The sequence below is a fragment of the Cupriavidus basilensis genome (assembly GCF_000832305.1).
In the GTDB taxonomy this organism is placed as follows: Bacteria; Pseudomonadota; Gammaproteobacteria; order Burkholderiales; family Burkholderiaceae; genus Cupriavidus; species Cupriavidus basilensis_F.
Window position 1 is genome coordinate 3,624,665 of record NZ_CP010537.1, and the last position, 11,809, is coordinate 3,636,473.

General features: G+C 68.9%; 11 protein-coding genes. 6 read left to right on the top strand and 5 right to left on the bottom strand.

Annotation, left to right across the window (positions count from 1 at the left end):
• Positions 1–50: 50 nt before the first annotated feature.
• From RR42_RS36415 to RR42_RS36425, 3 genes are all read right to left on the bottom strand, one after another.
• Complete coding sequence (locus RR42_RS36415; protein ID WP_043357193.1) at positions 51–833, bottom strand: SDR family NAD(P)-dependent oxidoreductase; 783 nt, start codon at positions 831–833, stop codon at positions 51–53.
• Between the two features lie 329 nt (positions 834–1,162).
• Positions 1,163–1,408: a GlsB/YeaQ/YmgE family stress response membrane protein gene (locus RR42_RS36420; RefSeq protein WP_043357195.1), complete on the bottom strand. Its 246-nt coding sequence runs from the start codon at positions 1,406–1,408 to the stop codon at positions 1,163–1,165.
• A gap of 31 nt (positions 1,409–1,439) precedes the next feature.
• Positions 1,440–1,856, bottom strand: coding sequence for a signal protein (locus RR42_RS36425; protein WP_236702132.1), 417 nt, complete (start codon positions 1,854–1,856; stop codon positions 1,440–1,442).
• A 330-nt stretch (positions 1,857–2,186) separates the two neighbouring features.
• Between RR42_RS36425 and RR42_RS36430 the strand changes: the two genes are divergently transcribed.
• Together RR42_RS36430 and RR42_RS36435 are read left to right on the top strand one after the other, a co-directional pair.
• The gene (locus RR42_RS36430; protein WP_082055244.1) at positions 2,187–4,511 is read left to right on the top strand and encodes a mechanosensitive ion channel family protein; all 2,325 of its coding nucleotides are present in this window, start codon (positions 2,187–2,189) and stop codon (positions 4,509–4,511) included.
• Positions 4,512–4,832: 321 nt separating this feature from the next.
• A complete protein-coding gene (locus RR42_RS36435) occupies positions 4,833–5,993 on the top strand; it encodes a helix-turn-helix transcriptional regulator (RefSeq protein ID WP_043357196.1) in 1,161 nt (386 codons plus the stop codon).
• Positions 5,994–6,002: 9 nt separating this feature from the next.
• On the opposite strand, the gene RR42_RS36440 is transcribed toward RR42_RS36435, so the two are convergent.
• On the bottom strand, positions 6,003–6,893 hold the full coding sequence (locus RR42_RS36440) for a LysR substrate-binding domain-containing protein (protein ID WP_043357197.1): 891 nt from the start codon (positions 6,891–6,893) through the stop codon (positions 6,003–6,005).
• 156 nt (positions 6,894–7,049) lie between these two features.
• Between RR42_RS36440 and RR42_RS36445 the strand changes: the two genes are divergently transcribed.
• The 4 genes from RR42_RS36445 to RR42_RS36460 all read left to right on the top strand — a co-directional run bounded on the left by RR42_RS36445 (position 7,050) and on the right by RR42_RS36460 (position 10,984).
• Positions 7,050–8,258, top strand: a complete 1,209-nt coding sequence (locus RR42_RS36445) for a CaiB/BaiF CoA transferase family protein (protein ID WP_043357198.1) — start codon at positions 7,050–7,052, stop codon at positions 8,256–8,258.
• A gap of 69 nt (positions 8,259–8,327) precedes the next feature.
• Positions 8,328–8,789 (top strand): MaoC family dehydratase, encoded by a 462-nt coding sequence (locus RR42_RS36450; RefSeq protein ID WP_043357200.1) that lies wholly within the window; start codon positions 8,328–8,330, stop codon positions 8,787–8,789.
• A 19-nt stretch (positions 8,790–8,808) separates the two neighbouring features.
• On the top strand, positions 8,809–9,969 hold the full coding sequence (locus RR42_RS36455) for an acyl-CoA dehydrogenase family protein (protein WP_043357201.1): 1,161 nt from the start codon (positions 8,809–8,811) through the stop codon (positions 9,967–9,969).
• A gap of 13 nt (positions 9,970–9,982) precedes the next feature.
• Positions 9,983–10,984, top strand: a complete 1,002-nt coding sequence (locus RR42_RS36460) for an acyl-CoA dehydrogenase (RefSeq protein WP_043357203.1) — start codon at positions 9,983–9,985, stop codon at positions 10,982–10,984.
• Between the two features lie 30 nt (positions 10,985–11,014).
• Here RR42_RS36460 and RR42_RS36465 read toward each other — a convergent pair whose 3' ends face one another.
• Positions 11,015–11,689 (bottom strand): TetR/AcrR family transcriptional regulator, encoded by a 675-nt coding sequence (locus RR42_RS36465; protein WP_043357204.1) that lies wholly within the window; start codon positions 11,687–11,689, stop codon positions 11,015–11,017.
• Between the last annotated feature and the right edge of the window lie 120 nt (positions 11,690–11,809).

Sequence of the window (11,809 nt, forward strand, 5' to 3'; positions counted from 1 at the left end):
TCGGTCCTGCTGCATGCGCGCGTCCTTTTTTATTGTTTTGAACTGCCGGATCAGCGCGGGGCCATGCGGATGGCGCCATCGAGCCGCACCGCTTCGCCATTGAAATAGCTGTTGCGGCACATCTCCAGCGCGAGCGAGGCAAATTCTTCCGGCGCGCCGAGCCGCTTGGGGAACGGCACCGAGGCGGCGAGCGCAGCCTTGACGTGTTCCTGCGCGCCTTGCAGGAGCGGCGTGTTGAAGATGCCGGGCATGATGGTGTTGACGCGAATGCCTTCGCCAGACAGGTCGCGCGCAATCGGCAGGGTCATGCCGACCACGCCGGCCTTGGACGCGGAGTACGCCGCCTGGCCCATCTGCCCGTCTTGCGCCGCTACCGAGGCGGTATTGATGATGACGCCGCGATCGCCGTCGCGCGCATCCAGCGTGAGCATGCCGGCGGCCGAGCGCGCCAGGCAGCGGAAGGAGCCGATCAGGTTGATCTGGATGATGCGCTCGAACGCGTCCGAGGCGAAGAAGCGAATCTGGTCCGGCGCTTCCTTGGCGCGCGATGCGGTCTTGATGGCGTTGCCAGTGCCAGCGCAATTCACCAGGATGCGTTCCTGCCCGAGCGCTGCACGTGCCTTGGCGAAGCCGGCTTCAACCTCCGCTTCCGACGTCACGTTGACCTGGCAGAACACGCCACCGAGCTCGCGCGCCACGGCCTCGCCTTTTTCCGCGTTCATGTCGAACAGGGCGACGCGCACGCCGTGCGCCGCCAGCGCCCGCGCGGTGGCTTCGCCCAGGCCCGATGCGCCGCCCGTGATCACTGCCGTTACCGATGCATTGAGTTCCATTTTGTCTCCGCGTTGTCTTGATGTGTGTTGATGTGTGGATGATGCGTGTTGAATCCGTGCTGGACCATTCCCCGCATTCCGCGTTCCCCGTCGGCGCGCAGCGCTACGCCTGGGCGGAATGCCTGAGCCCGGCGAGCCGGATAAACGGGCTTGCCAGCGTGGTATGGAGATTCAGGGATGACGGCGCGCAACGCATCGTCCGAAGCGACGAATGCATGAAAGCACATGAAGCACATCAAGCGCCTGAGAGCGTGAGCACGCCTGCGCGCGGCGCGAATGCTGCTGCCCGCGGGCAGCAGCATTGGCCACTTGAAGAATCCGCGGCCGGTCTAGCGCCGCGTTGCCAGGTGATACAGCGCCAGCAGGATCACAGCGCCCAGCACGGCGCCGACAAAGCCGGCGGACTGGCCCGGGCGGTACCAGCCCAGCGCCTGCCCAAGGAAGGTCGCTGCGAGCGAGCCGACGATGCCCAGGCCGGCGGTCAGGAAAAAACCGCTTGGCCCGCGCTCGGGCGTGAGCATGCGCGCCACCAGGCCGGCGAGAAAGCCGATGAGGATGATCCAGATCAGGTGCATGTCATGCCCTCCCGGCGGCGCTTCCCGCGGCTCACTTGCATGCCTTGCCGTGATCCGCGTGGAAACCTTGCGCGGTGGCGTCGGCTTCACTCATATAAGCGCCGTTCTTGGTCTTGCCGTAGTACTTCGTGCCAGGGCAGTGATAGACCTTGGAAGACTTGTTGGCCCATACCTGCCCAGGGCCGCCACCCGGAGCCGCGGCGGCGGCGGGCGCGGCTGGCTTGGCCATCGGCATGGAGGCGGACGGCGCAGGCGCGGCAGGCTTGGCCATCGGCGCGGCAGCGGCGGGAGCGGCTGGCGTGGTTTGAGCGCGCGCCAGGTGCGGGACCGAGATGATGAGGGCTGCGGCCAGCAGCATGGGCAAGCCGATGCGCCGGCCCAACGAGGCGGGCGAGGCGGACAAAGCGGTAACAGCGGTAACAGCGTTCATGGCTTTCATAGCATTCATGACAGGCTCCTGCGGTAACAATGCCATTGGGACAACGAAACGACAGGGCTGCATACAGCCGCAACCCGACCGACACGCAATACCTCACTCAACGGCCCGCACCGTCACTCCGTTGACCACAACCTGCCAGCACGGGCTTGTGCCATGGTACGCCTGCTGCACGCCGCCCGCTGCTGGCGCCATGCGACATGCCTTGCAAGGTGCCCTGCGCGAGCGGCAACGCCGATTGCGGCGCCGCGCGAATCCACGGCGTGTGCGGTATCCGCAATGCGCTACAGTGTCAGGCATCCCCCGGGGTTGTCCCGTACTCTCTATCCCCACCCGCATGAGATGACGCTCGTGATCAGGTCCCGATTCACAATACCGGCCGCATGCCGGCCAGGCGCACTGCTGCTGATCTGGCTGGTGCTGGCCATGCTGGCGACGCAGCCTGCACTGGCGGCGCCGGCCGGACTGGCCTCGCTGGCGGCGATCGTCAAGGCCGAGTCCGCGCCGGCCTCGCAGCCCGCTGCCAGCGAGCCCCTCGCGCAGTCGCTTGACCAGGTCATCACCACGCTGCAAAGCGACAAGGACCGCAAGGCCCTGGTCGAACAGTTGCAAGCGCTGCGCAAGGGCATCGGCGGGGCCAGTGCGGCGTCGGCGCCACAACCCGGCCTGCTCGGGGCGCTGGCCGAGGCGGTCGACCATCTCGATGCGTCGCTGGGCAAGGACAAGGGGCCGTGGCACTACTGGCGCTGGCGCATCGATTTCGCGGGCGACGAGTGGCTGGCCGCGCTGACCCTGAACGGGACGCGCTCGCCCTGGCAATCGGCACGGGAGTTCTCCACCGTGCTCGCGGCCTGGTTCTTCGCTGGATGGCTGCTGCGGGAGGCGGTGAGACGCGTGCGCAACCGGCGCCTGCAGCCAGCGGTGCGCCATGAGCTGCCCGCGGTGCCGTCCTGGATGGACGTCGGGCTTTACATGCTGCGCAGGGTGGCGCCGTGGGTGGTCGCCTTCGCCCTGGCGATGCTGCTCTCGAGCGGTGTGTTCGAACGCTCGCCCGCCAGCATGGCCGGCATGGTGATTGCCTATTCGGTGGTGGCCGGCGCCGTGATGGGCGCGGTGTGCCAGGTCATCTTCGCGCTGTTTACCTCGGCGCACCGCGCCCACGCGGTGCGCGACCTGCTGCTGCACTCCCGCAGGCTGCTGTTCGCCACCGGCGCGCTAGCGGCGCTGGGCGACGCCACGACCGACGCGCGCGTGATCGCCTCGCTCGGCGCCAACCTGTCAGCACTGATCTCCACCGTGGCCAACATCGCCGCGGCGCTGCTGATCGGCGCCTTCACGCTGCGCTTTCGCCGGCAGATCGGCCAGATCATCAGCAACCGGCCGCTGGCTTTCCGCCAGGAGCATCCCGCGATCATGGACCTGTTGCGCCTGGTAGGCGCGAGCTGGCACCTGCCGGTGCTGGCGGTGGTGGTGGCCTCCGTGGCAGGCACGCTGCTGGCCACCGGCTACGCGGACATCTTCCTGCAGCGCACCGTGGCCTCGGTAGCGCTGTTCGTGGCCGCGCTGCTGCTGACGCTGGTCACCGGCCGCTCGCCCAAGGCCACGCACCGCCCGCCGCGCTTTCGCGACCGCCAGCGCTCGGCCTACCTGGCGCGCTTCGGGCGCTTCGCGGTAGCGCTGGTGCGGGTGGTGATCTGGTTCGCCTACTTCGAGCTGGCCGGACGGATCTGGGGGGTGTCGCTGCTCTCGGTGATTGAATCCACCGCGCTCGGCAAGCGCATCGGCGAGGCCGTGTTCAGCGTGACCAGCACCGTGCTGCTGTCGTGGCTGCTGTGGCTGCTGGTCGATACGGCCATCACCCAGACGCTGACGCCCGCACACGGCCGCGGGCAGGAGCCCAGCCTGCGAGCCAGGACCATCCTGCCGCTGGTGCGCAATGCATTGTTCGTCGCGCTGCTGGTCGTCACGCTGATCGTGGTGCTGGCCAACCTCGGCGTCAACGTGACGCCGCTGCTCGCCGGCGCCGGCGTGGTCGGCCTGGCCATCGGCTTTGGCGCGCAAAGCCTGGTGCAGGACCTGATCACCGGCCTGTTCATCGTGGTGGAGGACTCGATCGCCATCGGCGATTCGGTGGAACTGCCCGACCATATCGGCACGGTGGAGGCCATGACCATCCGCACCGTCAAGCTGCGCGACGGCAAAGGCGCGCTTCATATCCTGCCCTACAGCCAGATCAAGGCCATCAAGAACATGTCGCGCGGCTATGCCTTTGCCGTGTTCAACATCGGCGTGGCGTACGGTAGCGACCTCGACCAGGCCATCGAGCTGATCCGCGAGACCGGCGCCGAGGTTGCGCGCGATTTCCGCTACGCGCGCAACCTGCTTTCCGGGCTCGACATCCTGGGCCTCGATCGCTTCGACCCCAACGGCTCGGTGGTGCTGGCCCAGTTCAGGACCCGCCCGCTGACCCAGGCGGAAATCACGCGCGCGTTCAACGTGCGGCTCAAGCGCAAGTTCGACCAGCATGGCATCAGCATGGCCACGCAGCGGGTGACGGTGCTGGTCGAGGGCAGCCCGGGGCTCCCCCCGGCGCAGGACGCGCAGGCTACGGAGCTGGCAGCCGGCGCCGGCGCCGCGCTTTCAAAGGGTGCGCCCGGGCCAGGCTGAGTCACCATGCAGCGCCCAAAGCGCACGCAGAAACGGGTACGCTTTGCGCCGCCATGGCCCGTTTCGCAGGCATGTCGGCGCCGTAATAATTTGTAATAATTGCCCAGGCGACATTCCCCGTTTGCGAAGTTATGCTCGCATGCGCATAATGCCGCCACACGGTAACGCGCAGCGCTGACAGACCCGGCATACCGGGCGCCTGACCCCGTCCGGTGGCACCTGCCACTTCGGAGCCGGCCACAGCGAGCCAGCCGTACCGCTACCAGCGGGCCAATAAAAAGAGCAAAGCAGGATCAGGCGAGAGCCACCGGGGAAAACACTATGGGCGAACATCCGTCGGCGGATGAAGACTTCCATCGTCTGATCGATTCGATCTACGAGTCAGCGCTTGACGTCACCGCCATGCCAGCCGCGCTGGATCTCTTCTCCCGCTATACCGACATCGAAAGCCCGCATTACCTGGTCTGGGACAAGCTGTCGGGGCAAGCGCGCCTCGGCGTCACCCCGCATGGCTGCTTCCCGGCGCAGGGCACCTACGTGCCGGAGGGCCTGCATGCGCTGGCGAGCCTGCCCAGGCGCGCGCTCGCGGGCGATCACCATGGTGACCTGCAGGACGGCGCGCCTTGGCGCGCGCCAGCGCATGGCGCCGACCTGGAGCATGGCGTGCGCCTGCTCGATACCGCCGAGGTCTGCGTGGTGATGGGCGGCACGGACCGGGGCGGCCGCCCGGACACCGGGTTCGACGGGGCGCAGGACTTGAACCACCGCAGCAAGCGGCTCGCGCGCGTGCTGCCGCACTGGGCCCGCGCCGCGCGCATGCAACAGCGCAACTTCGAGTTGAGCGGCCTGGCGGCCCTTGGCCTGGCCGGGCTGGATACGCTCGACTTCGGCGTGATGGTGCTGCAAGCCGATATGCGCGTGCGCTACGCCAATATCTGGGCCGAGGCGCTGGTGCAGGCCGACAGCCAGCTCACGCTGGAAAACGGCGTGCTCAAGACCCACGACCAGACCCTGCACGCCACCCTGCAAAGGCTGCTCGACCGCGCCATGCAATCCCGTGGTGGCGAGGCGGCGGCCGGGTCGTGGATGCACATCACGTCGGGCGGCCAGCCGGTACCCGTCATCGTGCTGCCGCTGGTGGCCCGCCAGCCGGTGGAGGGCCCGTGGCAACTGCCGTTCGCGATGGTGCTGATGGGCAACTCGGAATCGCGCTCGGTGCTCGACAGTTCGGTGCTGACGTCGCTGTTCGGCCTGTCGCGCAAGGAAAGCCTGATTGCCATCCGCCTTGCCGCCGGCGAAACCCTGGCCGAGATCGCCGAGCACGAATTCGTCTCGCCGCACACGGTGCGCGTGCATATTCGCGACATCCTGCGCAAGACCGGCACCCATCGCCAGAGCGAGCTGGTGCGCCTGCTGCACCTGCTGCCGGGCGTGGCGCTGGAGCGCGCCGGCGCGGCGCGTGGCAGCTGCGCGCCCGCCTGATCCGCGGGCCTAGGCAACCACGGTGCTGGCCACCTCCAGCAAGCGCTGCACCTGCCGGTCATCGCTATCCGTGGATGTGGCCAGCGCGATGCCGATGCGCGCCGCCGGCCGTGGGCTGGCCAGCCGCAGGAAACGCACGCGCCGGTTGATATAGCGCGCCGCCACGCTGGGCACCAGCGCCACCCCCAGGCCGCTTTCCACCAGGCTGACGATGGTCTGCACCTGCACCGCCTCTTGCGTCACACGCGGCACGAACCCGGCTTGCTGGCACAGCAGCATGGCGATGGCCTGCAGGTTGGGCACCTCGGCGCTGGGATGCATGATGAAGGGTTCCCCGGCGAGCGCCTTGAGCGCAATCGCATCGCGCTCGGCAAAGCGGCTATCGGCCGGCACCGCCGCCACGAACTCGTCGTTCTCCAGCGGCATCAGCGTGTAGCCGCCGCTGTGCAAGATGGGAAAACGCACCAGCCCGGCATCGAGCTGATGGCGCTCCAGCCGGTCCAGGATCGACGCCGAAGTGGATTCATGCAGGATCAGCTCGATCCCCGGGTGCGCGGCCCGAAACGCCGGGATCAGCTTGGGCAGCAGGGCGTAGGTTGCCGAGCCCACAAAGCCCACGCGCAGTGCGCCGCGCTCGCCGTGCGCCGCCGCCAGTGCCGCCGCGCGAGCCTGGCCGGCATGGAACAGCGCGCGCCGCGCGTCATGCAGCGCGGCTTCGCCAGCCTGGGTCAGCCGTACCCCGCGCGAGGTACGCACGAACAGCGGCGTGCCAAGCGCGTCTTCGAGCTTGCGGATCGAGATGGATAGCGGCGGCTGCGCCATGTGCAGGCGCTCGGCCGCGCGGTGGAAGTTGCCGGTTTCGGCCAGGGCGACGAACTGCTGAAGTTGACGAAGGTCCACGCTGATGTCCGCATTGATATCTGGAAGATATCGAATCCTAAAAATCTAATATTAGACGCTAGCGACCCGCCTGATCTACCCTGTGGCATCCGGCGCGCGCCCGGGCAGCCCGCCCCGCGCCAGCCAGGCACAAGAACAGACAGGAGACACCCAGGCATGTTGCCCCTCTCAGGCATCCGCGTCATCGACCTGTCCACGGTCGTGATGGGCCCTTACGCCAGCCAGTGGCTGGCCGATCTCGGCGCCGAAGTCATCAAGGTGGAGCCCCCCGAGGGCGACTCCACGCGGCGCACCGGCCCGGCCGCCGAGGATGGCATGTCGGCCATCTTCTTGGGCGTGAACCGCAGCAAGAAAAGCGTGGTGCTCAACCTCAAGCTGCCCGCGGCGCAGGCCGCGCTGGAGCGCCTCGTGGCCGGCGCCGATGTGTTCATGCACAGCATGCGCCCGCAGAAGCTGGCCGGCCTCGGGCTGGACCCCGCCGACGTGATGGCGCGCCACCCGCGCCTGGTCTACGTGAGCTTGCTGGGTTTTGCCGAGGATGGCCCCTATGGCGGCCGCCCGGCCTACGATGACATCATCCAGGGCCTGTCCGGCAATGCCGCGTTGATGGCCGCGCAGACCGGCACCATGCGCTACTTCCCCACCATCGCGGCCGACAAGACCAGCGGGCTGGTGGCGGCGCTGTCGATCTCGGCCGCCATTGCCGGGCGCGAGCGCCAGGGCGGCAAGGGCGCGCTGGTGGAAGTGCCGATGTTCGAATCGATGGTGGCCTTCAACCTGGTCGAGCATCTCTATGGCCAGCACTTCGAGCCGCCGCGCGGGCCCACCGGCTATCCGCGCGTGCTGGCGCCGCTGCGCCGGCCCTACCAGAGCGCCGACGGCCACGTCTGCATGATGCCGTACACCGACGCCCACTGGCGCGACTTCTTCACCGCCGCGGGCCGGCCCGACCTGGCCGCCGACCCGCGCTTTGCCGGCATCGCCGCGCGCACGCAGCATATCGAAACCCTCTACGAGCTGACCGGCGAGATCGTGCGCACGCGCACCACCAGCGCCTGGCTGGCGCTATGCGAAACGCTGCAGATCCCGGTGGCGCGGGTCAACCAGCTCGCGGAACTGGTGGATGACCCGCACCTGCGCGCCACCGGCTTCTTCGATACGCTGGACGATGCGGCCATGGGCACGCTGCGCTTTGCCGGCGCGCCGGTGCGCTTTGACGGCGAGCGCGCGGCGAGCGCGCTGCCGCCACGCCTGGGTCAGCACACCCGCGGCCTGCTTGGCGAGGCGGGCCTGAGCGGTGAGCAGATCGATGAGCTGGGCCGCACCGGCGCAGCCTATTGTGCCGCGCCGGCCACTAATGCCTAACCCTGCCGCATTCCCGCTCCTAACATAAAGGAAGCCGGCCGCCGATGGCGGCCCTCAACAGGAGACGCCGTGCCCCATACCCAACTCCCCCGCCTCGGCCAGGGCTTTTATTGGCAAGACATCAAGGAGGGCCAGGCCTTCCAGACCTTCCGCCGCACCGTGACCGAGACCGACCTGATCAACTTCATTTCGGTCACCGGCATGCTGGAGGCGATCTTCATCGAGGCGGGCCATGAAGGCGGCGCCATCCATGGCCGGCCCGTGCCCGCCGCGCTGACCTACGCCATGATCGAAGGCTTCATCCTGCAGACCATGATCCAGGGCACGGGGCTGGCCATGCTGGAGCTGACGCAGAAGATCCATGCCCCGGTGATGGTGGGCGACACCATCTGGGCCACGGTCACGGTGACCGGCATCCGCCCCACTTCGCGCAATGGCCGCGCCGTGGTGGATTCGGACATCGAAGTCTTCAACCAGCGCCATGAGCGTGTCATGACTTATTCCGCCCGGCGCTTGCTGGCCGGCCGCTAGCCACACGGAGACCCCTGTCTTGACTTCACTGCCCAGCACGTTCCAGCTGACTGCCTTGCCGCCGGCCGCCGCCGCCTTCCGGCGCGAGGTGAAGGCATTCCTGGCCGAACACCTGCCGGCCCTTGCGCCCGAGGTCCGCGCCCGCTCATGGATGGGCTTCAACGCCGATTTCAGCCGCGCGCTGGCGCGGCGCGGCTGGGTGGGCATCACCTTGCCCGCGCAATATGGCGGCGCCGGGCTCGATCCGTTCTCGCGCTTCGTGCTGGTCGAGGAGTTGCTGGCCTGCGGTGCGCCGGTCTCGGCCCACTGGATCGCCGACCGCCAGAGCGGGCCGCTGATCCTGCGCTACGGCAGCGACGCGCAGAAGGCCTTCTATCTCCCGCGCATCTGCAAGGGCGAGGCCTTCTTCTGCATCGGCATGAGCGAGCCCAACTCCGGCTCCGACCTGGCCAGCGTCGCGACCCGCGCCACGCCGCAGCCGGACGGCGGCTGGCGCTTGAACGGCCGCAAGATCTGGACGACCAACGCCGATCGCTGCCACTACATGCTGGCGCTGGTGCGCACCTCCGGCGCGGGCGAGGACCGTCAGCGCGGCTTGTCGCAGGTCATCATCGACCTGTCGGCGCCGGGCGTGACCGTGCGCCCGATCCGCGACCTGGCCGGCGACGCGCACTTCTCCGAAGTCAGCTTCGAGGACGTGATGCTGCCTGCAGCGGCGCTGGTAGGCCGCGAAGGCAGCGGCTGGGAGCAGGTCAACGCGGAGCTGGCCTTCGAGCGCAGCGGGCCGGAGCGGCTGTACTCCAGCGTGGTGCTGCTCGATACCTGGATTGCGGCGCTGCGGCGCGCGCCGGCTGCGCGGCGCGACACCGTTACCATCGGCCGGCTGGCTGGCCGGCTGGCGGTGCTGCGGGCCATGTCGCTGGCGGTGACCGCCCGGCTTGCCGCAGGCGAGAGCCCGGTGGTGGAGGCCGCGCTGGTCAAGGACCTGGGCACGGAGTTCGAGCAATCCATTCCGGCGCTGGCGCAGGCCGCGCTGGGCGACGACCCGCACCTCGCCGCCGATCCCGGCCTGTACCGCACGCTGGCCTACGTCAGCCAGGTCGCCCCGTCCTATTCGCTGCGTGGCGGCACGCGCGAGATCCTGCGCGGCATGATTGCCCGGGGCCTTGGCCTGCGCTGAACCGGAGTTCCCTATGCATAACGCTTACTCGGACGCGCTCGACAGCGTGCTGCGCGACTGCTGCACGCCCGCCGTTATCCGCGCCATCGAACGCGGCGAAGACCACCTGCCCCTGTGGCAGTCACTGCAAGACAGCGGCTTTGCCGATTGCCTGTTGCCCGAGGCGGCCGGTGGGGCGGGCTTGCCGCTGGACGAACTGGCGCCGGTGCTGTTCGCGCTGGGCCGCCGCGCGCTGCCTTTGCCGCTAGGCCAGACCTTGTTCGCGCGCGCGCTGCTGCACGCCGCCGGGCTGGCGGTGCCGGCCGGGCCCATCGCGCTGGCGACCTTCGATATGGAAGCGGGCGCCGCGAATGCGGTCCTCGTCGCAGGCGGCGCGCAGGCGGCCTGGTTCCTGGTGCAGGAAGGCACGCAGTGCATGCTGCTGCCACGCGACCGGGCGCAAGTGCGCGCGACCGGCGCCCACGCGGACCTGGCCGTGGTCCTGCCGCGCCCCGCATCGGACGGATTGCCACTGTTCACGCTGCCCGCGGGCACGCTGCGCCAGATCGGCGCCTGCCTGCACGCTGCGCAGCTGGCCGGCGCCATGTCGCATGTGCTCGACATGACGCTGCAATATGCCAACGACCGCCAGCAGTTCGGCCGCGCCATCGGCAAGTTTCAGGCCATCCAGCACCAGATCAGCGTGATGGCGGAACATGTCACCGCCGCGCGCATGGCCGCGCAGATCGCCTGCGCCGCCGGCGGCTGGCTCCCGAACCCGCTGCGCGCGGCCATCGGCAAGCTCAACGCCAGCGAAGCGGTCACGCCAGTGGCGGCCATCGCGCATGCCGTGCATGGCGCCATCGGCATCACCGAGGAGTACGACCTGCAGATCTACACCCGCCGCCTGCATGCCTGGCAGCTGGCGGACGGGTCGCAGGCTTACTGGGCAAGGGTGGTGGGCGAGGCGGTGTGCGGCCAACCTGGAACGGGCGTGGTCGATCTGACCCGAAGCTGGAGCACCGACGCGGCCTGAGCCCCCGGGCGGGGCCGGGGCCGGCCAGGATCAGCCGGCGTCGGGGTCGCCCTGCAGCAGGCTCCAGCACAGGCGGACCAGTTCGTCCTCCAGGGCCTGGCTGCCGAGCAAGGGCGAGCGCTCCAGTGCGGCCGAGCGCACCACCCCGAACAAGGCCCGTGTGAGCGCGAACATCTGCGCCGGAGCGGGCAAGCGCAGCGCGCTCACGCCCAGCGCCTGCAACTGCGCGCCGATCCGTTCGCTGGCCAGGCGCAGCGCCGCCACGGCATCCTCGTCGCGATCATGGCGCCAGGCCAGGCGGGCCAGCGCGCGGCTATGCGCGTCATAGCCGCCAAAGCTGAGCACATAGGCCTGCACATAAGCCCGCAGCGCAGCGCGCGCGGCTTGCGGCTCCGCCAGGCCTGCCGCTGCCGGCATGGCGGCCAGGCGCTCGGCCAGCATTGTTTCCAGGGCCACCAACGCCGCCTCGCGCTGATGCTCGATCAAGGTGCGGCCAATTGCCGCGCGGTCGGCAAAGTACTGGTAAAGCGAGCCAACCGAAACCCCTGCCAGCGCAGCGATCTGCTCAGTGGTGGGCTCAGGCTGGGCACGCATCTCGTGTTCGGCGAACAGCTGCGCCGCGGCTTGCAGGATGGCTTGGACGGTATGCTGCGCGCGCTGCTGCGAGGGCTGGCGGCGCTTCGGCGGTTCGGTGGCGGCGGACATGATGGAATCTGAGGAGAAAGCGAATTGGCTGCAACGCGGCGAGCCGATAGATTGTCGCACGGTGCCCCGAGCACGGGCTAACCGGACAAGTCCCAGACCATGCATGCCACTTCCTTGCCT